General features: G+C 58.1%; 27 protein-coding genes. 14 read left to right on the plus strand and 13 right to left on the minus strand.

Features of this window, described 5'->3' with window-relative positions; all coding sequences use genetic code 11:
- The first annotated feature begins 2 nt into the window (after positions 1–2).
- Both QO002_RS12465 and QO002_RS12470 read left to right on the plus strand, forming a co-directional pair.
- Positions 3–569: a GNAT family N-acetyltransferase gene (locus tag QO002_RS12465; protein WP_307230076.1), complete on the plus strand. Its 567-nt coding sequence runs from the start codon at positions 3–5 to the stop codon at positions 567–569.
- 180 nt (positions 570–749) lie between these two features.
- Positions 750–1,217, plus strand: coding sequence for a DUF1203 domain-containing protein (locus QO002_RS12470; protein ID WP_307230078.1), 468 nt, complete (start codon positions 750–752; stop codon positions 1,215–1,217).
- 142 nt (positions 1,218–1,359) lie between these two features.
- Here the strand turns inward: QO002_RS12470 and ald are convergent, their stop codons facing one another.
- Entirely contained in the window at positions 1,360–2,478 is a 1,119-nt protein-coding gene (gene ald, locus QO002_RS12475) for an alanine dehydrogenase (RefSeq protein ID WP_307230080.1), read from the minus strand.
- A gap of 150 nt (positions 2,479–2,628) precedes the next feature.
- On the opposite strand from ald, the gene QO002_RS12480 reads away from it, so the two are divergent.
- Positions 2,629–3,090, plus strand: coding sequence for an Lrp/AsnC family transcriptional regulator (locus QO002_RS12480; RefSeq protein WP_307230082.1), 462 nt, complete (start codon positions 2,629–2,631; stop codon positions 3,088–3,090).
- Between the two features lie 10 nt (positions 3,091–3,100).
- Here QO002_RS12480 and QO002_RS12485 read toward each other — a convergent pair whose 3' ends face one another.
- The 3 genes from QO002_RS12485 to ilvA form a co-directional block, all read right to left on the minus strand.
- Complete coding sequence (locus tag QO002_RS12485; protein ID WP_370878485.1) at positions 3,101–4,348, minus strand: GGDEF domain-containing protein; 1,248 nt, start codon at positions 4,346–4,348, stop codon at positions 3,101–3,103.
- A gap of 68 nt (positions 4,349–4,416) precedes the next feature.
- On the minus strand, positions 4,417–4,737 hold the full coding sequence (locus tag QO002_RS12490; RefSeq protein WP_307230086.1) for an HlyU family transcriptional regulator: 321 nt from the start codon (positions 4,735–4,737) through the stop codon (positions 4,417–4,419).
- Between the two features lie 211 nt (positions 4,738–4,948).
- Positions 4,949–6,196 carry a threonine ammonia-lyase gene (gene ilvA / locus QO002_RS12495; protein WP_307233349.1) on the minus strand — a complete coding sequence of 416 codons (1,248 nt, stop codon included), beginning with the start codon at positions 6,194–6,196 and terminating at the stop codon, positions 4,949–4,951.
- A 184-nt stretch (positions 6,197–6,380) separates the two neighbouring features.
- Here ilvA and QO002_RS12500 point away from each other — a divergent pair, with 184 nt between their 5' ends.
- Positions 6,381–6,986: a hypothetical protein gene (locus QO002_RS12500; RefSeq protein ID WP_307230088.1), complete on the plus strand. Its 606-nt coding sequence runs from the start codon at positions 6,381–6,383 to the stop codon at positions 6,984–6,986.
- A 14-nt stretch (positions 6,987–7,000) separates the two neighbouring features.
- Positions 7,001–7,702 (plus strand): HAD family hydrolase, encoded by a 702-nt coding sequence (locus QO002_RS12505; RefSeq protein ID WP_307230091.1) that lies wholly within the window; start codon positions 7,001–7,003, stop codon positions 7,700–7,702.
- Between the two features lie 8 nt (positions 7,703–7,710).
- Here QO002_RS12505 and QO002_RS12510 read toward each other — a convergent pair whose 3' ends face one another.
- Entirely contained in the window at positions 7,711–8,466 is a 756-nt protein-coding gene (locus QO002_RS12510) for a competence/damage-inducible protein A (protein ID WP_307230093.1), read from the minus strand.
- Positions 8,467–8,629: 163 nt separating this feature from the next.
- On the opposite strand from QO002_RS12510, the gene wrbA reads away from it, so the two are divergent.
- From wrbA to QO002_RS12525, 3 genes are all read left to right on the plus strand, one after another.
- The gene (wrbA, locus tag QO002_RS12515; RefSeq protein ID WP_307230095.1) at positions 8,630–9,226 is read left to right on the plus strand and encodes an NAD(P)H:quinone oxidoreductase type IV; all 597 of its coding nucleotides are present in this window, start codon (positions 8,630–8,632) and stop codon (positions 9,224–9,226) included.
- 257 nt (positions 9,227–9,483) lie between these two features.
- The gene (locus QO002_RS12520; RefSeq protein WP_307230098.1) at positions 9,484–9,726 is read left to right on the plus strand and encodes a DUF2188 domain-containing protein; all 243 of its coding nucleotides are present in this window, start codon (positions 9,484–9,486) and stop codon (positions 9,724–9,726) included.
- Between the two features lie 349 nt (positions 9,727–10,075).
- Positions 10,076–10,495 (plus strand): DUF4864 domain-containing protein, encoded by a 420-nt coding sequence (locus QO002_RS12525; RefSeq protein WP_307230100.1) that lies wholly within the window; start codon positions 10,076–10,078, stop codon positions 10,493–10,495.
- A gap of 39 nt (positions 10,496–10,534) precedes the next feature.
- On the opposite strand, the gene tgt is transcribed toward QO002_RS12525, so the two are convergent.
- The 5 genes from tgt to coaD form a co-directional block, all read right to left on the minus strand.
- Positions 10,535–11,668 (minus strand): tRNA guanosine(34) transglycosylase Tgt, encoded by a 1,134-nt coding sequence (gene tgt, locus QO002_RS12530; protein WP_307230102.1) that lies wholly within the window; start codon positions 11,666–11,668, stop codon positions 10,535–10,537.
- Positions 11,665–12,753 carry a tRNA preQ1(34) S-adenosylmethionine ribosyltransferase-isomerase QueA gene (gene queA, locus QO002_RS12535; protein WP_307230104.1) on the minus strand — a complete coding sequence of 363 codons (1,089 nt, stop codon included), beginning with the start codon at positions 12,751–12,753 and terminating at the stop codon, positions 11,665–11,667. Before queA ends, tgt begins: the two co-directional genes overlap by 4 nt.
- 75 nt (positions 12,754–12,828) lie before the next feature.
- A complete protein-coding gene (locus QO002_RS12540; RefSeq protein WP_307230107.1) occupies positions 12,829–13,338 on the minus strand; it encodes a peptidylprolyl isomerase in 510 nt (169 codons plus the stop codon).
- Between the two features lie 26 nt (positions 13,339–13,364).
- Positions 13,365–13,934, minus strand: coding sequence for a peptidylprolyl isomerase (locus tag QO002_RS12545; protein WP_307230109.1), 570 nt, complete (start codon positions 13,932–13,934; stop codon positions 13,365–13,367).
- 30 nt (positions 13,935–13,964) lie between these two features.
- Positions 13,965–14,459, minus strand: a complete 495-nt coding sequence (gene coaD, locus QO002_RS12550) for a pantetheine-phosphate adenylyltransferase (RefSeq protein WP_307230112.1) — start codon at positions 14,457–14,459, stop codon at positions 13,965–13,967.
- 224 nt (positions 14,460–14,683) lie between these two features.
- Between coaD and QO002_RS12555 the strand changes: the two genes are divergently transcribed.
- The gene (locus QO002_RS12555; RefSeq protein WP_307230114.1) at positions 14,684–14,806 is read left to right on the plus strand and encodes a hypothetical protein; all 123 of its coding nucleotides are present in this window, start codon (positions 14,684–14,686) and stop codon (positions 14,804–14,806) included.
- Positions 14,807–14,818: 12 nt separating this feature from the next.
- The gene (locus tag QO002_RS12560) at positions 14,819–14,950 is read left to right on the plus strand and encodes a hypothetical protein (protein ID WP_307230116.1); all 132 of its coding nucleotides are present in this window, start codon (positions 14,819–14,821) and stop codon (positions 14,948–14,950) included.
- Between the two features lie 154 nt (positions 14,951–15,104).
- Here the strand turns inward: QO002_RS12560 and gyrA are convergent, their stop codons facing one another.
- On the minus strand, positions 15,105–17,894 hold the full coding sequence (gene gyrA / locus QO002_RS12565) for a DNA gyrase subunit A (RefSeq protein WP_370878486.1): 2,790 nt from the start codon (positions 17,892–17,894) through the stop codon (positions 15,105–15,107).
- 231 nt (positions 17,895–18,125) lie between these two features.
- On the opposite strand from gyrA, the gene QO002_RS12570 reads away from it, so the two are divergent.
- Positions 18,126–18,755: a MarC family protein gene (locus QO002_RS12570; RefSeq protein WP_307230118.1), complete on the plus strand. Its 630-nt coding sequence runs from the start codon at positions 18,126–18,128 to the stop codon at positions 18,753–18,755.
- Between the two features lie 83 nt (positions 18,756–18,838).
- Here QO002_RS12570 and QO002_RS12575 read toward each other — a convergent pair whose 3' ends face one another.
- Entirely contained in the window at positions 18,839–19,360 is a 522-nt protein-coding gene (locus tag QO002_RS12575) for a single-stranded DNA-binding protein (protein ID WP_307230119.1), read from the minus strand.
- A gap of 262 nt (positions 19,361–19,622) precedes the next feature.
- Between QO002_RS12575 and uvrA the strand changes: the two genes are divergently transcribed.
- Complete coding sequence (uvrA, locus tag QO002_RS12580; protein ID WP_307230122.1) at positions 19,623–22,541, plus strand: excinuclease ABC subunit UvrA; 2,919 nt, start codon at positions 19,623–19,625, stop codon at positions 22,539–22,541.
- 69 nt (positions 22,542–22,610) lie between these two features.
- Positions 22,611–23,417 carry a DUF72 domain-containing protein gene (locus QO002_RS12585; protein ID WP_307230124.1) on the plus strand — a complete coding sequence of 269 codons (807 nt, stop codon included), beginning with the start codon at positions 22,611–22,613 and terminating at the stop codon, positions 23,415–23,417.
- A 27-nt stretch (positions 23,418–23,444) separates the two neighbouring features.
- On the opposite strand, the gene QO002_RS12590 is transcribed toward QO002_RS12585, so the two are convergent.
- The gene (locus QO002_RS12590; protein WP_307230126.1) at positions 23,445–24,923 is read right to left on the minus strand and encodes an NAD(P)H-hydrate dehydratase; all 1,479 of its coding nucleotides are present in this window, start codon (positions 24,921–24,923) and stop codon (positions 23,445–23,447) included.
- A 337-nt stretch (positions 24,924–25,260) separates the two neighbouring features.
- On the opposite strand from QO002_RS12590, the gene QO002_RS12595 reads away from it, so the two are divergent.
- Positions 25,261–25,599, plus strand: a complete 339-nt coding sequence (locus QO002_RS12595; protein WP_056326314.1) for a P-II family nitrogen regulator — start codon at positions 25,261–25,263, stop codon at positions 25,597–25,599.
- The last annotated feature ends 53 nt before the right edge of the window (positions 25,600–25,652 follow it).

Raw genomic sequence — 25,652 nt, forward strand, 5'->3', positions numbered from 1 at the left:
CGATGTCAGAAAAAAAGACCGTGGAACCGCTCGCCGTTCACGTGACAGAACTGGAAATGACCACGCCACCGAAGCAGAGCCTTCCGGTACCGGTGAATATCCAGACGGCCATCATGCGTGTTCCGGCCATCCCGCCGGCATTCTACCGCTTTCTCTATCTCCAGGTCGGTCGCCGATGGCACTGGGTAGACCGGCTGCGAATGGACGATGAGGCGCTCACCGCAGCGCTCCATAATCCAGGCAACGCCGTTACTGTTCTCTATGTCAACGGTGCCCCTGCCGGGTTCTTTGAATTATTGAAGATCGATGAGGATACTCTCGAACTCAGTCACTTCGGCATGTTCGAGCACGCGCTGGGTCTGGGGATCGGCAAGTGGTTCCTGCTGCAGGCCCTCTATGCCGCCTGGAGTTCGAACCCGAAGGTCGTCCGAGTTTCGACAAACGATCTCGATCATCCTCGGGCGCTGCAACTCTACCAGCGCTTCGGCTTCTCGCCGGTGGCTACGCGGGATACGACGGTCCTGCCGTTGACGGATGATGAAAAGGCTGATCTCAGCGCATTTTTCTAGAGGATGTCCGGTTCAGATTGAACCAGACATCCTCTAGATTCTTTTGTTTCTGTTTATCTTTTCGGGAAAACCGGTTTCCACTTTTCCCCGACAAACTCTAAGCATCGTTGTCTGCGCAGGTTTCGGGTGTCGCATGGTCCCATGCCGTGCGATCCATTTTCTCTCTGAACAAAGGAGGAAATGATGCTGCGATATACACCGATCCCCAGCGCCGATGTCACTGCACTTCAGCAGGGAAAACCGGACGCCTACGGCATGATCCCCGAGCGTCATATCTCGGACGGGCAAGGCATGCCCTGCCGGCACTGTCTTGCCAATATCGATGCCGGTGCGCCTTATCTCATCCTCGCCTATAGGCCCTTTCCGGCTTTACAGCCCTATGCCGAAACCGGCCCGATTTTCCTGCACGCAGAGGAATGCAAGGCCTATGAGGAAGCAGCCAAGCCGCCGATCCTGACAACCAGCAAGGACTATATTTTGCGTGGTTACAGCAACGAACACAGGATCATTTATGGCACTGGCGCCGCGACAGCCGTCGAGGATATCGAGCGGTATGCGGCCGAATTGCTGAACCGCAATGACGTTGCCTACGTTCATGTGCGTTCGGCGCGCAACAATTGCTATCAGTGCCGGATCGAAGCCGCCTGAATTGAGCCCGCGCTAGAGAATGTCCGGTTCAGTTTGAACCAGACATTCTCTAGATTCTTTTGTTTTCGTTTGTCTTTTCGGGAAAACCGGTTTCCACTTTTCCCTGACAAACTCTAAACGCGGGCTCAACTCTTGTTGTGCTTCAAGCCGTCTTCAGAAGGGCTTCCGGCGCATGGTTCTCATAACCCAACGCTTCCGCAACGGCGGCGTTGGTGACGCGGCCCTTATGGACGTTGAGACCGGCGCGCAGATGCTTGTCCTCGGCAATGGCCGCAATACCGCGGTCTGCGAGTTTGAGACCATATTGCAGGGTGGCATTGTTCAACGCCTGCGTCGATGTTACCGGCACGGCGCCGGGCATGTTGGCGACGCAATAGTGAATAATGCCATCAACCTCATAGGTTGGATCCGAATGGGTCGTGGCATAGGAGGTTTCGAAGCACCCGCCCTGGTCGATCGCCACGTCCACGAGAACGGCGCCCTTCTTCATGCCCGACAGCATCTCGCGGCTGACGAGCTTCGGCGCGGCCGCACCCGGTATCAGCACTGCGCCAATAACCAGATCGGCAGAGAAGACTTCCTCTTCCAGGGCCTCGATGGTCGAATAGCGGGTGTGGACGCGACCGGCGAACAGATCGTCGAGTTGGCGCAAGCGGGGAATGGAGCGATCGAGAATTACCACATCGGCACCGAGCCCCGCGGCCATGCGGGCCGCATGCAGGCCGACGACACCGCCGCCGATGACCGTAACCTTGGCAGGCAGAACCCCGGGCACACCGCCCAGCAGGATGCCGCGCCCGCCATTGGCCTTCTGCAAGGCGGTGGCACCCGCCTGGATAGCAAGCCGCCCGGCCACTTCCGACATCGGCGCCAGCAACGGCAGGCCGCCGCGCTCGTCCGTCACCGTCTCATAGGCAATGGCCGTCACGCCTGATTGGAGAAGCCCCTTTGTCTGCTCCGGATCCGGCGCAAGGTGGAGATAGGTATAAAGAATCTGACCGTCACGGAGCTGCGTCCATTCTCCGGGTTGCGGTTCCTTGACCTTGACGATCATGTCGCACTTCTCGAATACGTCGCGGGCGCTGGCGACAATCTTTGCACCGGCGGCACGGTAGGCGTCATCCTCAGCCCCTATGCCCACACCAGCCTTGGTTTCGATATAGACCTCGTGACCATGCGCCACATACTCCCGCACGGCCCCTGGCGTCAGGCCGACACGATACTCGTGATTTTTGATTTCCTTCGGGCAACCGACACGCATGATGCGCTCCTCTCCTTGTAAGCGTTTCGAAATTATTGGTGCCCATAGACAAACAGGAAGCGAAGCGCATGTCCTTGCAAAATTCGCAGACTTTCAGGTAAATATTCGAAGAAAAATTCGTTCTGTTGAATTTTATCGAAGGATGATCGAATGTCTGGATTGGATGCGATTGATGCTGCGATCTTAAGGATTCTGCAGCAGAACGGACGCATCGCCAATGCCGAGCTGGCCGAACGGGTGGGGCTGTCGGCCTCCGCCTGCTCTCGCCGTGTCGATATCCTCGAAAAGACCGGCGTTATCGCCGGCTATCATGCGCGTCTGTCCCACAAGGCACTCGATTATCGCATCATGGTCATCGTGCACATTTCGCTGTCGGGTCAGTTCGCAAAAACTCTCACGGAGTTCGAAGCAGCCGTAAAACTCTGTCCGAACGTGCTTGTCTGCTATCTCATGTCCGGTGAGTACGATTACATTCTGCGCGTGGCTGCAAAGGATCTTGAGGATTACGAAAGGATCCACCGCGATTGGCTGTCGGCCCTGCCCCATGTCGTGAAGATCAATTCCAGCTTTTCCCTTCGGGAGATCATCGATCGCCCGAATGTCGGCATCTGAATTTGATCCGCTAGCTCTGAATGCCGACGACGCAGTTTCGGCCAAGTTTCTTGGCACGATAAAGGCGCTCGTCTGCGGCTGAGAGGAGTGCGTTCACCGTTTCGCCATCCGCAGGAGCGCCAGCAACACCGATGCTGATGGTGACCGGCATATGGTCCGGTGTCATGACGCTGCCGATGACCAATTGGCGGATATCTTCGGCCCGGGACATTGCGTGCGCCGGGTCAAGCCCCTCACAGATGACAACGAACTCCTCGCCGCCATAACGGAAGAGATGATCGCTCTGCCGCAATCCCAGGGTAAGTGCGTTGGCGATCGCCTTTAGGACATGGTCCCCTTCAAGATGGCCGAAACGATCGTTGATGCTCTTGAAATGGTCGGCATCAATCATCATCAGGCTGATCCTGTTTCCTGACGTGGTAGCATTGCGGATAAGTCTCGGCGCCAGGAATTCAAATCGACTGCGGTCGAAGACACCCGTCAAACTATCCCGGCCGGAGCGAGATAGAAGGTCTTCGTATCGCTCCCGAAAGGTCAGCGTATTGAAGACATCGCCGATCGGGCGGCCCGGATCGTTCACCGGCGCAAAACGAAGAACATGAAGGTAACCGCCCAGCACGACCGAATAGAACAGTGCAGCCGCCATCTTTGCGATCCAGCCGCTCCAGAAGACTTCAGCCGGTGCTCCATTGATCGCGTGAAGGGCAAGATAGAAACCAGCCTGGTCGAATGTCAGAACGGTGGCGCCGCAAAGGAAGAAGCGTATGCCCGGCGCCCCACGCAGATGCCGACCCAGGCGCTCATACATCAGGATGATCAGGATCGAATCGATATAGAGCAGCACCGTGCCCCAGACCATCAGCCAGCCCATCTCATTAAGGAAGGCGAAGTCTGCGCTTCGATGGCTGTCCGTTATCAAGCCGCCGTGCTGCTGCAACAAAAGGCCGAGGGCAACTGTGAGAAAATTGCCCGCGAGCAAACCGTAGATAGGCTGGCGCACCGTGGCCGCATCCTCCTTCACATACAGGAGCAGGATCATCATCAGCTTGCCGGAAAACAGCACGACGGAGCCGGGCGAAATAGAACCGATCGGCAACTGGACGTAAAAGACGGCCGCCAAGTAGGTTTCGATGAAATGCAGAACCCCGAGTGCGGCAACAAAAACACCAAGGCCGATAAGATGACGCAGATGCAGTAACGCGACCATCACGGCCACGTAGAGAAGTCCTTCACAAAGGAAAAGGAAGATATCGACCATCAGCAATGCTCAGCGTAATTCTCTGCAGGAGCATAGGCAGCAAGTTTAAAGAATTCTTTAGGAAACTTTCAGACTGGACGAGAGGCAGCGTCATCCGAGAACAGGGATGGTCCGTTCTGATCGATGATCTGGTGCGCTTTTCGCAAGGTAGCGTCGATGGCGTCCTGCTCCGATGTGAAGAGGTCGGCACGGATGAAACTGCGCACGCGAATTTCACCGTCGATCGTCTTCTCGATCGATCCTGCCAGACGGAACTGCGATCCTTCGCGCATCGGTGCAGCCTTGATCAGGCAGTCCGCATAGGTCTCGGTTTTTGCCGCGCCGCCACTGGTCGCCTTTTCGGTGGAGGCGCTGGAGATACCAAACAATTTTGCGAAAAATGAAGCCATGCGGAAGGATTAGCATGACACCAGATGCTCTCCAAGCACAAGTTTATGACAGTCCACCGCTGACGTTTTTACCCACCGGATAGACCAGGCCGGGCATCCGGCTGACCACAGCCATGCCGGATGAAATCATCGCAACGCCTATGAGGAAACCTCATACGCGCCCTATAAAACAGATTAGAAAATACATATAATAATTTGATCATAAATGTTTTTATACGACAAAATTCGAGAGGACTTCGTTGTCCGTGATGTCCTGATAACGCAGTCCTGCCGCATCGAAGCGTGCTTTGAGCGCCGGGAAATTCTGCGGATTCTTGGTCTCGATACCGATCAGGATGGAGCCGAAATTGCGTGCCGACTTCTTCAGGTATTCGAAACGGGCGATGTCGTCTTCCTCGCCGAGCAGGCCGAGGAAATCCTTCAATGCGCCGGGGCGTTGTGCCATGCGCAGGATGAAGTATTTTTTCAGTCCGGAGTGGCGCATGGCGCGCTCCTTGACATCCGGCAAGCGTTCGAAATCAAAGTTACCACCCGAGACAATCGCCACCACCGTCTTGCCCTCCAAGGCATCAGCGCCAAGGGCCTCGAGCGCGGTGATCGAAAGCGCACCGGCCGGCTCCAGGACCACGCCCTCAACGTTCAGCATATCGATGATGGTCACGCAGATCGCGTTTTCCGACAGCAACACGACCTGCTCCGGCGCGAAACGGCGAAGAGCCGAGAAGTTGAGGTCGCCGATACGTCCCACGGCCGCTCCGTCGACGAAGTTATCGACCTGCTCGAGTGTAACGATCTCGCCGGTCTCTAGGCTCTGCCGCAGGCTCGGCGCTCCGGCCGGCTCGCAAAACAGGAACGCTTCCGGCGCGACATAATCGGCCATAAACGTCGTCATGCCTGTCGAAAGTCCGCCACCGCCGACGGGCATGATCACCAGATCGGGCACCACGCCTTCCGGCAGCTGTTCGACGATCTCGGCGGCCACCGTTGCCTGCCCCTCGACGATGTCCTCATGATCGAACGGGGGCACCATGACCCCGCCGATGACACCCACGTGTTCGCGTGCGGCCTGATAGCACTGATCGAAGAAATCGCCGACCAGCCGGATGGTGATGAACTCACCGCCGAACATCCGTGTCTTGTCGATCTTCTGCTGCGGTGTCGTAACGGGCATGAACACCACCCCGGGAACGCCGAAGTGGCGGCAGACAAAGGCAAATCCCTGGGCATGGTTGCCGGCGGAAGCGCATACGAATGTCTTGTCGGCAGCGCCACTGGTAATGGCCTTGCGGAAGAAGTTGAAGGCGCCTCTGATCTTGTAGGACCGTACCGGGGAAAGGTCTTCGCGCTTCAGATAAATGCTGGCACCGTAGCGGGCGCTCAAATGCTCGTTGAGCTGCAGCGGCGTTGGCGGAAAGAGCGCGCGCAGGGCTTCTGTCGCTGTCGGCACATCCAGTTTCATCGATCGATCTTCCATGGTTTTTTCTTTGCCTCGCTATGCCACATACCGTCGAATATGGCTACCGCCAGCACTAAAAACATGAATATAAAAATCATGTTTTATAGACCTTGCGGAAATACCCGCATCGGCTTGACTCATAAAAGCAAATGCCGATGATCCAGTTGCGCGAAGCTGGGAGGCAGGCATGGCGATTTTTGATTTTCCGTCGGTGAACTTCAAGGCAGCCTGGTTATGCGGGGTGTTCGCCTGCGCCCTGCCCGCAATTGCTCATGCCGGGGCACTCACCGATGCGGCCGCCAAGGCGGAGAGCCTCGCCGGCGCCGGAGACGCGGTCGGCGCCTATGACGTCATGCGCGGCGCAGTCAGTGACTTCTCGGCAAACCTGCCGTTTTCGATCGGCAAGGCTGTGTTCGTTCGCAGTGAGCCTGCCGGCTATGCGATGTACGACACGAAGGACACATCGATCTTCAAGCCGGGCGAAACGTTGGTCTCCTACGTCGAACCGATCGGGCTCAGCTGGGTTCCTTCAACCACCCAAGGCAAGATCCAGACGCATTTCACTGTTGATTTCGACATTCTGAACAAGCAGGGCGAAGTTTTGGCGAGCCAGAAAGGCTTCGGCAACTTCACGTTCAACGGTTATTTTCGCAATCAGGAAATTTACGCGACGCTTTCCATCGACGTGACCGGGGCGCCAGCGGGCGACTACATCCTGCGATTTCACTTCAATGACGGCAACAACAAGAAGACGGCAAGCGTCGAGCAAGCCTTCACGATATCGGGGCCTTGAGAGAAGAGCGGCGGATGCCCAGGCAGATCACGACCATAGGCTTCGACGCCGACGATACGCTCTGGCAGAACGAGCATTTCTACAAGCTGACACAGGCACAGTTTGCCGCGCTGCTGCGGGACTATGTGGACGCCGACCATCTGGCTCATCGTCTGCTGGCGGCGGAGAAACGCAACCTTGCTCTCTACGGGTTCGGCATCAAAGGCTTTACGTTATCGATGATCGAGACGGCCATCGAAATCAGCCAGGGAGAAATCCCGACGAGCGTGATCCACGAAATCCTGTCGACGGGCCGGGAAATGCTGGCCCACCCGGTCGAAGTGGTTCCGCATGCCCGCGATACCCTGGAGGCGCTGCATAAGGACTACCGGCTCATTCTGATCACCAAGGGCGATCTTTTCGACCAGGAGCGCAAGCTTGCGGCATCCGGCCTTGGTGACTATTTCCACGCGGTGGAGATCGTCAGCGACAAGTCTCCAGCGACATACGTGAAAGCGTTTTCACGCCATGGCGACGGTCCGGAGCGCGGACTGATGGTCGGAAACTCGCTGAAGTCCGACGTGCTGCCGGCATTGGAGGCGGGAAGCTGGGGCGTTTACGTGCCGCATGCTCTCACCTGGAGTTACGAGCATGCGGAAAAGCCGGAAGATCACCCGCGATTTCGCGAGATCGCCGATCTTGGCGATCTCGGAGAGATCCTGAAACTGCTCCGCTGACAGGCCGTTCAGGGCGTGACCTTTGCAGCCTTGATCGTTTCAATCATGGCGACGACATCGGCCTCGGCGGCGGCGAGAACGGCTTCATCGCGTGCCCGCACGACAAGTTCCGTGGAGAAGAATTTGCCGTCAAATTTCGGATAGGAACCGATACTGGTTTCCGGGTGTCTTTTCTGTACTTCGCCCAATGGCCCACCGATATCACCTTCGCCATAGGGCGACGTAACCGAACGGGACAGCACGCGGGCTCCACTCTTGAGCGTCGGCAGAACGGCATCGACCATTGCCTGAAACACCTGGGGCACCCCGGCCATCACATAGACATTGCCGATCGTGAAACCAGGAGCGGTGGAAACCGGATTCGGAATGTGACGCGCGCCCTCCGGCATCCGGGCCATGCGTTGGCGAGCGGCGGTAAACTCCATCCCGCGCCGCTCGTACATGGCGGCTAGCAGGGTCATCGCCTCTTCCTCATAGATGCAGGGAACACCGAATGCCTTTGAGACTGCATCAGCGGTGATGTCGTCATGGGTCGGGCCGATGCCGCCGGATGTGAAGACATAATCATAGCGTGCGCGAAGGGCATTCAGCGCTGCTACGATTTCCTCCTCGTCATCGGGAACGATGCGAACCTCCTTCAGGTCGATGCCAGAAAGAGTAAGCAATTCAGCGAGATGTCCGATGTTCTTGTCCTTGGTTCTACCGGACAGGAGCTCATCTCCGATGGCCAGGATTGCGGCCGTGACGATTGTCTGCTGGGTCATGATCTATACCGAAATTGAAGGGGATTGTTCATCGTCGAAATGTCACTGTCAATTATTGTCAAACAGTCTGTCGTCCGCTTTGCTTCTGGCCGTGCTCCAGCAAGTTGCTAGATTGGCTTCATAGAGGCAATCAAACGATTGAGCCTTTTCACAGGAGAACACAATGGCGAAGGTACTTGTCCTTTACTACTCGGCCTATGGCCACATCGAAACCATGGCATATGCCGTCGCCGAGGGCGCAAAGTCGGCTGGCGCCGAAGTTTCCGTCAAGCGCGTGCCTGAACTTGTCTCGGAAGATGTCGCCAAGGCGTCCTACTTCAAGGTCGATCAGGCGGCTCCGGTCGCAACCCCGAACGAGCTGGGCGACTACGACGCCATCATCTTCGGCGCCGGCACTCGTTTTGGCACCGTAGCTTCGCAGATGCGCAACTTCATCGATCAGACCGGCGGTCTGTGGATGAAGGGCGGACTGGTCGGCAAGGTTGGTTCGGTCTTTACCTCCTCAGGCACCCAGCACGGCGGCCAGGAATCGACGATCCTCGGCTTCATCCCGACGCTGATGCACCACGGCATGGTCGTCGTCGGCTTGCCCTACGCCTTCCAGGGCCAGACGGGTGTCGATGAGATCAAGGGCGGCTCCCCCTACGGTGCCTCGACCATCACCGGTGGCGACGGTTCGCGCCAGCCTTCCGAGATTGAACTGGAAGCAGCCCGCTATCAGGGCGCGCATGTCGCAAAGATCGCTGCAAAGCTCGCCTGAGCCGAGCGGAGCGCAATCGCTGAGAATGAAAGGGCGGCCTCGTGCCGCCCTTTCCCATTTGAGCCGAAGAAAACAGCGCCAAAAACTTGAAATCGCGTGGGCATGCAAACCATGATAGGATCGTCCTGGCCGCGTGGATGATGACCGGCACGGGCACATGCCCGATCTCCGGAACGAATATGGTCTCCCGGCCGTTCCTGAGCGGCGGATGGCGAAGGCGCCTTCCGGCGTTTCGACACATGCACAGGGAGAAAAACATGACCAGAGTGGTATATTCGATCGTGGAGCATGATGGCGGCTGGGCCTACAAGCTCGCCGACGTGTTTTCCGAAACCTTTCCGACGCGTGATATGGCCATTGCTGCGGCCACGGCTGCTGCGGCCGAGCAGCAGGTCGGCGGGGACGACGAGGAAATCAGCTTCCAGGACGATAAAGGGCTCTGGCACTATGAACATGCCGAAGGCGGAGATCGCCCCGAGGCGATCGTCGACGACAGATAAGCGACGGTCGGTTCGGCCGACCACCAATTGGCTAATAAATGAAGCCCTTCCCCGTAACCGGAGAAGGGCAATATCATTTTGGTGCTGAAAAACCGAAGTCTCCCCCGGCCTGGCCATATCGCGTCAAACGAGCCTCTCGTGCAAGCTGCAACTGAAATTAACCTTCACATGTAAGGTTAATCCCGCAGAGAAGGACGCGGCAATTACGATTTATATAATATTTGAAATTAAAAAAACATAATAATTATTTGAAATTATTATATAGTAATAATTCTCACACAATGTCTGACAAGCGTGAAACTTTGTTCCCGCTACACACGTAGATCAGCGATCAGAAGGAGAAGCTGTCATGCCCGCCAGACTGCGATATTGCCTGTTCGCGCTTGTCCTTGTTCTGCCCCAGCCCCTCGCTGCAGCAGAACCGATTGATACGGTGCAATCTGTTATCGAGCGGCAGATCGGCGCCTTTCTGGATGACGACAAGGCGGAAGCGTATTCCTATGCGTCCCCGCAGATCCGCAGTAAATTCCCCAATGAGGATGTCTTCTTCGACATGGTCCGGCGCGGCTATGCGCCGGTCTATCGTCCCGGCAACTTCGCCTTTGGACGCAGCAAGATCAAAGGCGGGACAATCGTGCAGGAAGTCCTGATTTCCGCACCCGACGGCAAGGACTGGACGGCTCTCTACTATCTTGAGAAGCAGCCAGACGGAAGCTACAAGATCAATGGCGTGCAAATGCTGCAGCAGGCGCCGGGGCCGGAAATCTGAGATCCCACCCCCTGAGGCTTTCGAGACGCGCTACCGGGATCAGCCGCGATTGGCAGCTTCTCCACGTGCCCAGCCTTCCTGCGTCTCGACCATGAAATCCTCATAGCGGCCATCTTCGATTGCCTTGCGGATTCCGGCCATCAGGTCCTGATAGTAGGCGAGATTGTTCCAGGTCAGCAGCATGCCGCCGAGCGCCTCGTTGGCGCGCACGAGATGGTGCAGATAGGCGCGTGAATAATCGCGCGCTGCAGGGCATGCGGACTGATTGTCGAGCGGCTGCGTGTCTTCGGCGTGGCGCGCGTTGCGGATGTTAAGCCGGCCGTGGCGCGTGAACGCCAGGCCGTGGCGACCCGAACGGGTGGGCATCACGCAATCGAACATATCGATGCCGCGGGCGACTGATTTGATAATGTCGTCCGGCGTGCCCACACCCATCAGGTATCGCGGCTTTTCCGTCGGCAGATGCGGGTTTGTCGTATCGATCATGTCGAGCATGACCGCCTGCGGTTCACCGACAGCAAGACCACCAATCGCATATCCCTTGAGATCAAGGCCGGAGAGCGCCTGCGCCGAGCGAACCCGAAGTTCGGGAATGTCGCCGCCCTGCACGATACCGAACATCGCCTTGCCTGGCTGGTTGCCGAAGGCGACCTTGCAGCGTTCTGCCCAGCGATAGGACATTTCCATCGCCCGCTCGATATCCTTCGGCTCGGCCGGGAGACGCACGCATTCGTCGAGCTGCATCTGGATATCGCTGTCGAGCATGCCCTGGATTTCGATCGAGCGCTCAGGTGACATATGGTGCAGCGAGCCATCGATATGGCTCTTGAAGGTAACACCGTGCTCATCGAGCTTGCGCAGGCCCGAGAGTGACATGACCTGGAAGCCGCCGCTGTCCGTCAGGATCGGATAGGGCCAGCGGATCAGCTCATGCAGGCCGCCGAGCCGTGCGACACGCTCCGGGCCGGGGCGCAGCATCAGGTGATAGGTATTGCCGAGGATGATATCGGCGCCGAGATCGCGGACCTGATCGAGATACATGGCCTTGACGGTGCCCACCGTGCCCACCGGCATGAAGGCTGGCGTGCGGATCGCGCCACGCGGCATGGAAACTTCGCCGCGACGGGCTTTGCCGTCGGTCGCAAGCAGCTTGAATTCAAAATTCTCGGTCATTGGTTATCCCGGAAAAGCAGGCTGGAATCGCCATAGGAATAGAAACGGTAGCCAGTTTCGATCGCATGCGCATAGGCGCTCTGCATCGTCTCCAGGCCACTGAAAGCCGAAACCAGCATAAACAGCGTCGATTTCGGCAGGTGGAAATTGGTCATCAGCATATCAACAGCCCGGAAGCGGTAGCCGGGGGTTATGAAGATGCCGGTCGAGCCGGACCAGGCTTCAATCCGCCCGTTCTCTTGCGCGGCGCTTTCGATCAGCCGGAGCGACGTCGTGCCAACGCAGACGATACGACCGCCTTTCGCCTTCACGGCATTCAGCCGCCTTGCCACGGATTCGCTCACGTGGCCGACTTCATGGTGCATGACGTGGTCTTCGGTATCGTCTACCTTCATCGGCAGAAACGTGCCGGCTCCGACGTGAAGAGTCACAAAATGACGTTCGATGCCCGCGGCATCCAGAGCCTCGAACAGTCGATCGGTAAAATGAAGTCCAGCCGTGGGGGCGGCAACAGCGCCGTCCTCGCGTGCATAGACTGTTTGGTAGTCCACCCTGTCCTTTTCATCCTCCGGACGTTTCGAGGCGATATAGGGTGGCAAGGGAATATGGCCGACGGATGCGATCGCCTCGTCGAGCGATGGACCGGACAGGTCGAACTGCAGCGTTACCTCGCCGGCATCGCCCTTTTCGGTAACCGTCGCGTCCAGCTGAGCCAGCAGGCAAGCGGAGCCGCCTTCGTGCCCGAAGGATATTCGATCGCCTGGTTTCAGTCGCCGAGCAGGTCTCGCAAACGCCTTCCACCGGTCGGCGGCTATACGCATATGCAGGGTCAGGGCAACGGCCGTCGCAACATCCTCGCCGCGGCGGCGTATGCCTTCGAGCTGCGCCGGGATGACTTTGGTGTCGTTAAACACGAGAGCATCACCCGGTTTCAGATAAGAAACCAGATCGAGAACGCCACGATCTTCAAGCCGCGGCTCCTCACCCGGCCGAACAACAAGCAGCCGCGCGCTGTCGCGCGGGCTTGCGGGCCTCAGCGCGATGTTTTCCTCGGGCAAATTGAAATCGAACAGATCGACACGCATAACAGTCTTCTTCAAACGGCAAACCCGCCCCGGCGCCTGAAAAGACAGCGGGACGGGTTGTGGCAATACCCTAAATCAGGCGTTGGCGGCAATCTTCATCGAAACGATGCTGTCAGGATCCTTGACGGGCTCGCCCTTCTTGATCTTGTCGACGTTGTCCATGCCTTCGATAACCTGGCCCCACACGCTGTACTGCTTGTTCAGCCATGGGCTGTCGGCAAGGCAGATGAAGAACTGGGAGTTGGCGGAGTTCGGCATCTGGCTGCGAGCCATGGAGCATGTGCCACGTACGTGGCTCATGTTGGAGAACTCGGCCTTGAGATCCGGCTTGGAAGAGCCGCCCATGCCGGCACGCGCCGGGTTGAAGCTTTCGCCGCCCTTCTTGCCGTACTGAACGTCGCCGGTCTGGGCCATGAAATCGTCGATGACGCGATGGAACACGACGCCGTCATAGGCACCTTCACTGGCGAGTTCCTTGATACGCGCAACGTGGCCCGGAGCCAGGTCCGGCAGAAGCTGGATGACAACTTTGCCCTGCGTGGTTTCCAGGATGATGGTGTTTTCCGGATCCTTGATCTCGGCCATGGCTATTCTCCTTGGTTTTATAGTGTTTACTTGCCGACCTTGACGCTGATCATGCGGTCGGGGTCGGTGACGGAGCCATTGTTGGCTTCGTCGCCCATCTTGATCTTGTCAACATTTTCCATGCCTTCGACGACCTGACCGACGACCGTGTACTGGCCGTTCAGGAAGTCACCCGGGGCGAACATGATGAAGAACTGCGAATTTGCGGAATTCGGATCCTGGCTGCGTGCCATACCGACAGTGCCGCGTGCGAACGGAACTTTGGAAAACTCGGCTTCGAGATCCGGCTTGGAAGAGCCGCCCATGCCGGCCATGCCGGCCTGGAAATTCTTTTCCATATTGCCGTACTGAACGTCGCCGGTCTGGGCCATGAAACCCGGAATGACGCGGTGGAAGGCAACATTGTTATATTCGCCGGCCGCGGCCAGCTCCTTGAGACGGGCAACGTGCTTCGGCGCAACATCGGATGCAAGCTCGATCACGACCGGGCCATCCTTCAGCTGGATTGTCAGGTATTCCTTCGCCTGGGCAAAGGCATTGCCCGTGACAGAAGCGAGAACCAGAGCGCCTGCGAAAGCGAGTTGGAGAATTTTCATGAGTACTCCCGTGAGAATGACGCCGAAGCGTCAGGATTTGCGTCGGGCGGCGAGCGCCTGATAGACGGCGGACGGCACAAACGCGCTGACATCCCCCCCCATAGCCGCGATCTGGCGAACCAATGTGGCGGTAATGGGCCGCGAGGCAGCGCCAGCCGGCAGAAACAATGTCTGGATATCCGGCGCCATCTGCCGGTTCATTCCGGCCATCTGCATTTCATAATCGAGATCGGTTCCGTCTCGAAGACCACGTACCAGGATCGTCGCGCCATGCTGGCGCGCGGCATCGACCGCGAGATTGTCGAAGGAAACGATATCGATGTCGGCCACCCCTTCGGGCAGAAACTGGCCCAGTGACTGGCGGATCAGAACTGCGCGCTCGTCGAAGGAGAAAAGCGGGCTCTTGCCCGGATGTATACCGATGGCCACGATCACCTTGGATGCAACATTGAGCGATTGTACGAGAACATCGAGATGTCCGTTCGTCATGGGATCGAAGGAGCCGGGATAGAAAGCTGTCGTCATCGCGCCTGTTCCGTTTGATCTGCCTTTTGTCACGGACTGCTGCAGATCGCAAGGGATGCACCATCGTGCACACCCCCTGTTCCCTGGGAAACACCCTCGCTTAAAAATGAACGCTAGATAAAGAGCACGTTCAGTGCAGCTTCAAGAGACAAAGTGCAGGATGAAGCTCAACGGATGGAACTTTCCGGCAGATGCGCCGTTATTTGGACGAAAGGATCACCGCCATGGGACTTATACTTCTCTCGATGACAATGTTTTTTGCAATGCTCTTCGCCACCGTGCACGCGCTTAAGGACGAGGCTCGTCAAGATCGCAAGACCGGTGTTTCGAACGTCGCCTTCAAGTAAGAGGCAACGACAATGGCAATAGCAATGATGATGGCATCCGCCGTGATTAGTATCGTGTTCGTCGTCGACTTTACCAAAACCATTTTCCAGCTTCAGCGCGACCGCGCCGATCTGAAGATGAACGACAGCGGCTTCCAAGTGTAGTTTTATATCGCTTCCCATGCGGCGACCTCCAGCGCCGCACAGCTAAAACCGGACGGCATCCCCTGCCCGTCCGGTTTTTCTTTTTTGGACGCTGAATAGAAAAAGCCGGGCGCACAAGGCGCCCGGCTTTTAAATTTTCTATCGAGACAATATCTTAGGCTTCTCCGCCTTCAGGCGCCGGAGTATTGGGCTCAGAGGAATCCTGCACTTCCGTGCTGAGTTCCTCTTCTTCCTCATTCTCCGGTTCGCTGATCCGTTCCACGGAAACGACCTTCTCGTCCTTGGCGGTCGAGAAGATGGTGACACCCTTGGTTGCACGGCTCGCGAGGCGAATACCGCCAACCGGCACGCGGATCAGCTGACCACCATCCGACACCAGCATGATCTGGTCGCCATCATCGACCGGGAAGGCCGCGACCAGTTCGCCAATTTCCGTGGTCTTGGAGGTGTCCGTTGCCCGGATACCCTTGCCGCCACGACCGGAGGTTCTGAAGTCGTAGGTCGAAGACCGCTTGCCGAAGCCCTTGACCGAAACCGTCAGAACGAACTGTTCACGGGCCTTCAATTCTTCGTAGCGCTCGTCGGAGAGTTGACCTTCTTCCGTCACCTCTTCGCCAACCAGCGCAATTTCTTCTTCCTCGCCGGTTGCCGCACGACGTTCGGCTGCAGCACGCTTCAGATAGGCGGCGCGCTCCCATGGCTCGGCATCGACGTGGCCGACGATCGTCATCGAGATGATGCGATCGTTTTCGCCGAGCGAGATACCACGCACACCGATCGAATTGCGGCCGGCAAAGACGCGAACGTCATCAACCGGGAAGCGAATGCACTGGCCGAGCGCCGTTGTCAGGAGCACGTCGTCATGCTCCGTGCAGGTCTCAACGGAGAGGATTTCATCGCCCTCCTCGTCCAGCTTCATTGCAATCTTGCCGTTACGGTTCACCTGGACAAAATCCGACAGCTTGTTGCGGCGCACCGTGCCACGGGTCGTCGAGAACATGACATCCAGGTTTTCCCAGGTTGCCTCATCCTCAGGAAGCGGCATGATCGTCGTGATGCGTTCGCCCGGTTCCAGCGGCAGCATGTTGATCAGGGCCTTGCCACGTGACTGCGGCGTGCCGATTGGCAGGCGCCAGACCTTTTCCTTGTAGACGATGCCACGCGACGAGAAGAACAGGATCGGCGTGTGGGTGTTGGCGACGAACAGACGGGTGACGAAATCCTCGTCGCGGGTCGCCATGCCGGAACGGCCCTTGCCGCCACGACGCTGCGCCCGGTAGGTCGTCAGCGGCACGCGCTTGATGTAGCCGAGGTGGGACACGGTGATGACCATGTCTTCCTGGGCAATCAGGTCCTCGTCATCCATGTCCGGACCGCCTTCGACGATCTGCGTGCGACGAGGGGTACCGAACTCGTCGCGAACGGCAGCAAGCTCGTCCTTGACGATCGTCATGATACGAATACGCGACGACAGGATGTCCAGATAATCGCTGATCTCGGTGCCGATCTTGTTCAGCTCATCGCCGATTTCATCGCGGCCAAGCGCAGTCAGGCGAGCGAGACGCAGCTCGAGGATCGCCCGGGCCTGCTCTTCCGAGAGGTTGTAGGTCAGATCTTCGTTGATACGGTGACGCGGATCGTCGATCAGGCGGATCAGGCTTTCGACGTCGGCAGCAGGCCAGCGGCGCGTCATCAACTGCTCGCGTGCTGTCTGCGGATCCGGCGCTTCGCGGATCAGCTTGATGATCTCGTCGATATTGGCAACGGCGATGGCGAGACCGACCAGGACGTGGGCGCGCTCGCGGGCCTTGCGCAGCAAATACTTGGTGCGACGGCTGACGACATCTTCGCGGAAGGCGACGAAGGCGCGCAGCATGTCGAGCAAGGTCATCTGCTCCGGCTTGCCGCCATTGAGTGCCACCATGTTGCAGCCGAACGAGGTCTGCAGCGGCGTATAGCGATAGAGCTGGTTGAGGATGACCTCGGCGTTGGCGTCACGCTTCAACTCGACGACGACACGGTAGCCCTGGCGGTCGGATTCGTCGCGAAGGTCCGAAATGCCTTCGATGCGCTTGTCCTTGACCAGCTCGGCCATCTTCTCGATCATCGTCGCCTTGTTCACCTGATAGGGAACTTCGGTGATGATGATCTGCTCGCGGTCGCCGCGCATCGGCTCGATGGTGGCGCGGCCGCGCATGATGACCGATCCACGGCCAGTCTCGTAGGCCGAGCGAATGCCAGAGCGGCCGAGAATAAAGGCTGCAGTCGGGAAGTCCGGACCCGGAATGATTTCCATCATCTCCGGCAGTTCGATCGCCGGATTGTCGATCAGCGCGATACAGCCATTGACGACTTCGATCAGGTTGTGTGGCGGAATATTGGTCGCCATGCCGACGGCGATGCCGCCCGCGCCGTTGACCAGCAGGTTCGGGAACTTCGCGGGAACCACGACCGGCTCGCTCAGCGTGCCGTCATAGTTGTCGCGGAAATCGACCGTTTCCTTGTCGAGATCGTCCAGCAGCGAATGAGCGGCCTTGTCGAGCCGGCACTCAGTGTAACGTTCGGCGGCCGGCGGGTCGCCGTCGATCGAGCCGAAGTTGCCCTGACCGTCGATCAGCGGCAGACGCAGTGACCATGGTTGGGCCATGCGGGCCAACGCGTCATAGATCGCCAGGTTGCCGTGCGGGTGAAATTTACCCATCACGTCCCCGGTGACGCGGGCGCACTTCACATATTTTTTGTTCCAGTCGATACCGAGTTCGCTCATCCCGAAGAGGATGCGGCGATGAACCGGCTTCAAGCCGTCGCGAACATCGGGAAGCGCGCGGCTGACGATAACGCTCATCGCGTAATCCAGGTACGAGCGCTGCATTTCCTCCATGATGGAAATGGGTTCGATGCCTGGTGGGTTCTTGCCGCCGCCGGGTGTGCTTTGTTCAGTCAATTGCGATCACGATCTTTGTTCAGAATCAGACAGATTTTTATAGCCGAATGCGCTTGATAGCGCCAATTTCAGGCCCGGGTTTTGAACAGGCTTTTCGCCTCTTCGACGTTCACGGCGGCAATTACAAGGCAAAAGCGCCCTGGCCATTCCGCAACACCTTCCCTTCCTGAGATTGGTCCCCTACGAATAGGCCAGACGGCCGCCAATAGATAGAGCCGCAGGGGAAGACGCATGAACCATCTGGATCTCCTGATCAATGCGCTGACCACCGTTCTGGTGACGATAGATCCGCCGGGGCTGGCACCGATCTTCCTCAGCCTGACCATGGGCATGAGCCGGCAGCAACGCTTCATCGTCGCCTGGCGCGGATCCTTGATTGCCTTCTTCATTCTGGCAGCGTTTGCCCTCTTCGGTAACGGAATTCTCAACCTGCTCGGCATTTCAATCGGCGCCTTCCGGATTGCCGGCGGCATGCTGCTGTTCTGGATCGCCTTCGAGATGATTTTCGAGAAGCGCAACGAGCGCAAGGAAAAGACCGGCGAGGTCGCGATAACCCGGGACCACATTCACAACATCGCGGTGTTTCCGCTGGCTTTGCCCCTGATTGCCGGACCAGGTGCTATCTCCGCGACGATCCTGCTTTCTGGATCTTTCGCAAGCACAATCGATCGCCTCGAACTGATTGTGGTGATTGCCCTCTGCCTTAGTATCCTGTTTGCCGCGCTTGTCATCGCGGAGCGCATAGATCGCTTCCTCGGCGTCACCGGCCGGGCGATCCTCACAAGGCTTCTTGGTGTCATCCTCGCAGCGCTCGCAGTCCAGTTCGTGGTCGATGGCGTGCGCTCGGCTTTCTCCCTGTGAAATAGAAATCCAATTTCCGAGACATAGAAAGGGCCGGCACCGCCGACCCCTTCCGTATAAAATATCGATATGACCGATGACTATCAGAACGGGATATCGTCATCCATATCGCGCGAAAAGTTGCCGCTAGCGCCCCCGCCGGACTTGCCGGAAGGGGCCGACGGACGATCGTAGTCGTCGCCGTAGTTGCCACCGCCCGCACTACCGCCAAAATCGGAACCGCCACGACCGACAGACGCGCCGCCGCCCTCGCCGCGACCGCCGAGCATCGTCAGAGTCGAGTTGAAGCCCTGAAGCACGACCTCGGTCGAGTAGCGGTCCTGGCCGTCCTTGTCCTGCCATTTGCGGGTCTGCAGCTGGCCTTCGATATAGACGGTCGCGCCCTTCTTCAGATACTGCTCGGCAACCTTGCAGAGGCCTTCATTGAAGATCACCACGCGGTGCCACTCGGTCTTTTCCTTGCGCTCGCCGGAATTGCGGTCGCGCCAGGTTTCTGACGTCGCGATATTGAGGTTGGCGATCGGGCGGCCGTCTTGCGTGCGCCGGATTTCCGGATCAGCTCCGAGGTTTCCGATCAGAATAACCTTGTTGACACTGCCAGCCATATCGCTCTTTCCCGTCTCTTGCGCCGCTCCCCGGAGACGGCCCTTCATCGTGGCGCGTATAATAACGCCTGCCGCATGAGGATACGCCCCGCCATTTCGCGTATCCACAATCAATTATGAATTTTTGTTCTTTATTTGTTCTAATTTATGTCTATTATCCTGTCAACTGACTCGCAAAGCATCACTGTTTTTTCGATTGGCGCTCGACATGCGTCGCGCCGATCTTAAATAGGGGCTTTCGAACTCCCAGAAGCTGAGCACCATGAGCGAACTGAAGACCATTTCCATCCGCGGCGCGCGTGAGCACAATCTCAAGGGCATCGACCTCGATCTGCCGCGCAACAAGCTGATCGTCATGACCGGCCTGTCGGGATCGGGAAAATCCTCCCTCGCCTTCGATACGATCTATGCCGAGGGCCAGCGACGGTACGTTGAAAGCCTGTCGGCCTATGCGCGCCAGTTCCTGGAGATGATGCAGAAGCCGGACGTCGACAGGATCGAGGGGTTGTCACCGGCAATCTCGATCGAGCAGAAGACGACGTCGCGCAACCCGCGCTCGACGGTCGGCACGGTCACCGAAATCTACGACTACATGCGTCTGCTCTTTGCTCGTGTCGGTGTACCTTATTCGCCGGCGACGGGGCTTCCGATCGAAAGCCAGACAGTCTCCCAGATGGTCGATCGCGTCATCGATTTCGGCGAAGGGACACGCCTTTATATCCTCGCACCGATCGTGCGGGGGCGTAAGGGCGAATACAAGAAGGAACTTGCCGAGCTGATGAAGAAGGGCTTCCAGCGCGTCAAGATCGATGGACTGTTCTACGAGATTGCTGAAGCTCCCACACTCGACAAAAAGTACAAGCACGATATCGACGTCGTTGTCGATCGCGTTGTCGTGCGCAGCGACCTCACGGCTCGCCTCGCAGACAGCATCGAGACCTGCCTCAAGCTTGCCGATGGTCTGGCGATCGCCGAGTTTGCCGACAAGCCGCTGCCCCCGGAGGAAACCTCGGCCGGTGGTTCCGCCAACAAATCGCTGAATGAGACCCACGAAAGGGTGATGTTCTCGGAGAAATTTGCTTGCCCCGTTTCCGGTTTCACCATTCCGGAAATCGAGCCGCGGCTGTTCTCGTTCAACAATCCCTTTGGTGCCTGCCCGACCTGCGACGGTCTCGGCAGCCAGCAGAAGATTGATCCGGCGCTGATCGTGCCGGAGGTCGATCGCACGCTGAAAAGCGGTGCTATCGCACCGTGGGCGAAATCGACGTCTCCCTATTATAACCAGACGCTGGAAGCTCTGGGCCAGGCCTTCGTCTTCAAGCTGTCGAACAAATGGAGCGACCTCAGCCAGGCCGCGCAGGATGCGATCCTCCAGGGAACCGAGGAAAAGATCACGTTCCACTATGTGGATGGTGCCCGCTCTTATAACACCACGAAAAATTTCGAAGGCATCATCCCGAACCTCGAGCGGCGCTGGAAGGAAACCGACAGCGCCTGGGCGCGCGAGGAGATCGAGCGCTACATGTCGGCAGCCCCCTGCCCGGCCTGCAATGGCTTTCGACTGAAGCCGGAGGCCCTGGCGGTCAAGATCAACACGCTGCATATCGGACAGGTGACCGAGATGTCGATCCGCGTTGCGCGCGATTGGTTCGAGGTGCTTCCGGAGCATATGAACGCCAAGCAGAACGAGATCGCGGTGCGCATTCTCAAGGAAATCCGCGAACGCCTGCGCTTCCTCAACGATGTCGGCCTTGAATATCTGAGTCTGTCGCGCAATTCGGGCACGCTTTCCGGCGGTGAAAGCCAGCGTATCCGGCTTGCCTCGCAGATCGGGTCAGGCCTCACGGGCGTCCTCTACGTGCTCGACGAGCCATCCATCGGCCTGCATCAGCGCGACAATGCCCGCTTGCTCGATACGCTGCGGCATCTACGCGACATCGGCAACACCGTCATCGTCGTCGAGCACGATGAAGATGCCATTTTGACCTCTGATTATGTGGTTGATATCGGCCCGGCCGCCGGCATTCATGGCGGCCAGGTGGTCGCGGAAGGTACGCCTCAGCAGGTCATCGATAACCCGAACTCGCTGACGGGCAAGTATCTTTCAGGCGAGCTTTCGGTCGCTGTTCCGGCTGAGCGCCGCAAGCCGAAGAAGAAAAAGGAAATCACCGTCGTCGGCGCCCGTGCCAACAATCTCAAGAACGTCACCGCATCAATCCCGCTCGGCGTCTTTACCGCGGTAACCGGCGTGTCCGGCGGCGGCAAGTCGACCTTCCTGATCGAGACGCTCTACAAGGCGGCGGCGCGACGGATCATGGGTGCGCGCGAAAATCCGGCGGAGCATGACCGCATTGATGGTTTCGAGCACATAGACAAGGTGATCGACATCGATCAGTCGCCGATCGGGCGCACACCGCGCTCGAATCCCGCGACTTATACCGGCGCCTTCACACCGATCCGTGACTGGTTCGCCGGGCTGCCGGATGCCAAAGCGCGGGGCTACCAGCCGGGCCGCTTCTCCTTCAACGTCAAAGGGGGGCGCTGCGAAGCCTGCCAGGGCGATGGCGTCATCAAGATCGAGATGCACTTCCTGCCGGATGTTTACGTCACCTGCGATGTTTGCCATGGCAAGCGCTACAACCGCGAAACCCTCGACGTCACCTTCAAGGGCAAGTCGATCGCCGATGTGCTTGACATGACCGTCGAGGAAGCTGTCGAGTTCTTCGCGGCCGTACCAGCCGTGCGCGACAAGCTGCAGTCGCTCTTCGATGTGGGGCTCGGTTATATCAAGGTCGGCCAGCAGGCCAACACGCTTTCAGGCGGGGAGGCACAGCGCGTGAAGCTCGCCAAGGAGCTCTCCAAGCGTTCAACCGGCCGCACGCTCTATATCCTCGACGAACCAACGACCGGCCTGCATTTCCATGACGTCGCAAAGCTCCTGGAAATGCTTCACGAGCTGGTCAATCAGGGCAACTCGGTGGTCGTCATCGAGCACAATCTCGAGGTCATAAAGACAGCCGACTGGGTGATCGATTTCGGTCCTGAAGGCGGCGATGGCGGCGGCGAAGTGATTGCGGCCGGCACGCCGGAAGACATCGTCAAAGTCGAACGCTCTTACACCGGGCAGTTTATGAAGGAGCTTCTGGAGCGGCGGCCGGTGCGGAAAGTGGCAGCGGAATGAAACCTGCTGCAACGCTTGTTGGATGGAGACGGCTCATTGGTTGAGCTGGGCGTTTTAAGGGAGTGAACCATGACCAAGGCCGGAACTATTCGTACAGGCATCGGTGGCTGGACGTTCGATCCTTGGGAAGGCACGTTCTATCCTGAAAAACTCTCCAAGAAGCGGCAACTCGAGTATGCGAGCCAGCAGCTGAAGGTCATCGAGGTCAACGGCACCTATTACGGGTCGCAGAAGCCGGAGACCTTCGCCAAATGGGCCTCTGAGGTGCCGGACGGCTTTCTCTTCTCCCTCAAGGCTAGCCGTTTTGCCACCAATAAGAAGGTGCTCGCCGAAGCCGGGGAATCGATCGAGAAGTTCCTGACCCAGGGGCTCACCGAACTGGGGCCGCGTCTCGGGCCGATCCTCTGGCAATTCATGCCTACGAAGAAATTCGATCCCGATGATTTTGGCGCATTTCTCGCTCTGTTGCCGGAAAAGCAGGATGGTCTTGCGCTTCGCCACGTCGTGGAAGTGCGCAACCCGTCGTTCAAGGTGCCGGAGTTTGCCGCGCTCTTGGCCAAGCACAACGTCGCCGTGGTGGCCGCTGACCACGGTGAGTATCCGATGATTGCGGACGTGACAGCCGATTTTGTCTACACGCGCTTGCAGACAGGAAGCGACGCCGTTGCCACCTGCTATGACGAAAAACGGCTAGACCTTTGGGCTGATCGGCTGAAAACCTGGGCCGAGGGCGGCACGGTGGAAGAACTCGAAAAGGCAGATCCGGCACGTCAGCCAGAAAAGAAGCCGCGCGATGTATTCGCCTTCTTCATCACCGAGGGCAAAGTGAACGCGCCGACCGGAGCGAAGGCCCTGCAGGCCCGGGTGGATCAGTAAAAGTGATACAGCGCTAGCTCTCGGCAGCTATCGAGCGAGCGGGACGACAGCTGCGGCCAGGTCCTCTGCCGTCAGCCCCTCTCCAAGTTTCGCGGCTGTGGCGCCATGGCGCCAGACACCGGCGGCAGCAGCCTCGAAGGCCGGCATGCCTTGCGCCAGATGCGCACCGATGATGCCCGCGAGAACATCCCCTGAGCCCGCGGTGGCAAGCCACGGCGGTGCGTTATCATTAACTGCGGCGCGGCCATCGGGGCTGGCAATCACCGTATCGGCCCCTTTGTAGATAAGGACCGCATGGCTGCGCTCTGCTGCGGCTAGCGCCTTGTCGATCTTCGAGAGTTTTTCATCCTCGGCAATATCGGGAAAAAGTCTACGGAACTCACCTTCATGGGGCGTCAGCACGAGGCGGACTTCGCCATCTGCGAAGAGTTCAAACAGTGACTGAGGCTTCTCGCGGAAGGCGGTGATGCCGTCTGCATCGAGCACCAGCCGGCGCTCCCGAAGCATGGCAACATACTGTCTCGCCCGCTCCAGATCCCCGAAAGCCGGCCCGAGCACGAAGGCGTGGATGCGCGCGTCTTCCAGCCAATGCGCAAGGTCCTCCCCGCGATCGATTTCCTTCATCATGACGGCGGTCAGATGGGTGGTATCGACCTCAAGAGCCGCTACGCTCCCCGCGATCGTCACAAGCCCTGCCCCGGACCGCAAGCCTGCTGTGGCCGAAAGGCGGGAGGCGCCGGTCGCAAACGCGCCGCCGGAAAAAACACCGAGATGGCCGCGTGTGTATTTGTGGGATGACGGATTGAGCGCATGATCAAGCTGGGGCCATAGGTGCGGCCCGTTCACCGTGACGGATCCCGCACCAGCTTCCAGGATACGGCGGGGAATGCCGATATCAAAAACCTCGATTTCGCCACACAAGGAGCGTCCGGGCAGAAGCATATGACCTGGTTTGCGGGCCATGAAGGTCACGGTAAGGCTTGCCTTGAAACTCTCTCCCAAAACCTGTCCGGTACGCCCGTCCACGCCGGACGGCAGGTCAACGGCGACTACCGGGAGCCCCTCATTCGCAACGCACCGCATGACATCAGCAACATCGTCCGGAACGGGACGAGCAAGACCGGCTCCAAAGATGCAATCGACGACCACATCTCCATCGTGCGGTGTGTACGCGTTGATCGGTAGTGCCGAACTCGCAAATGCTGCAAAGGCGATAGCGGCATCCCCCTTCAACGCCTCAACGGCGCCGAATGCGTAAGCTGCCACCTTCGCACCACTCTCGGCAAGCGCCCTCGCCGCAACATAGCCATCACCGCCGTTGTTACCGGGTCCGCAAAGAACGATGAAGCGATGCGCGTGCGGAAAGTGTCGGAGAGCGGTCGCCGCGACAGCGCGCCCGGCGCGCTCCATTAGTCCGAAACTTGAAAGTCCCGAGGCCGCTGCTGCGGCATCTGCGGCGCTCATTTGCGATGGTGTAAAAAGAAAATGCAGGGGTTTGTTGCGCATGACGCGAACATGGCGTCCCTGACCGAGCAAGACAAGCACCATTTTTCATCGACTTGTGAGCATTTTTTATGCATTTGCATATATTTGCCGCGGATTACTGGTTCATGTTTACGGGTGACCGTTGCTCATTTGCTAAGCACGGGTTTTCGCTGTTAAAAAATCACAAAAAATAGGCAAAAACGCGTGATTATTCGCAACAAAGACGTATGATCACCGCGCAGGAGGAAGATTTCGCGCCATTTCGCGCACCATTTTCCTTATCTGGCATATAAAATGCATATCGTCGGCGGAGCGGGATCATCCTGCTACAACGGGAGAAGCGGAGAGACATTTTCTCATGAAAAAGATCGAAGCGATCATTAAGCCTTTCAAACTGGATGAAGTTAAGGAAGCGCTTCAAGAGGTCGGGTTGCAGGGTATCACCGTCACAGAGGCAAAGGGTTTCGGCCGCCAGAAGGGACATACGGAGCTTTATCGCGGCGCGGAATACGTTGTGGATTTTCTCCCGAAGGTGAAGGTTGAGGTCGTCTTGGCCGACGAAAACGCGGACGCCGTTATCGAGGCGATCCGCAACGCCGCCCAGACCGGCCGCATCGGCGACGGAAAGATCTTCGTTTCCAACGTGGAAGAGGTTATCCGAATCCGCACGGGCGAAACCGGCATAGACGCCATCTAGCCGCCGGGCCGTTTACGGCCCCGGTCGAGACCTCGTCATATCAAAAAGGACTA

The sequence above is a fragment of the Pararhizobium capsulatum DSM 1112 genome (assembly GCF_030814475.1).
In the GTDB taxonomy this organism is placed as follows: domain Bacteria; phylum Pseudomonadota; class Alphaproteobacteria; order Rhizobiales; family Rhizobiaceae; genus Pararhizobium; species Pararhizobium capsulatum.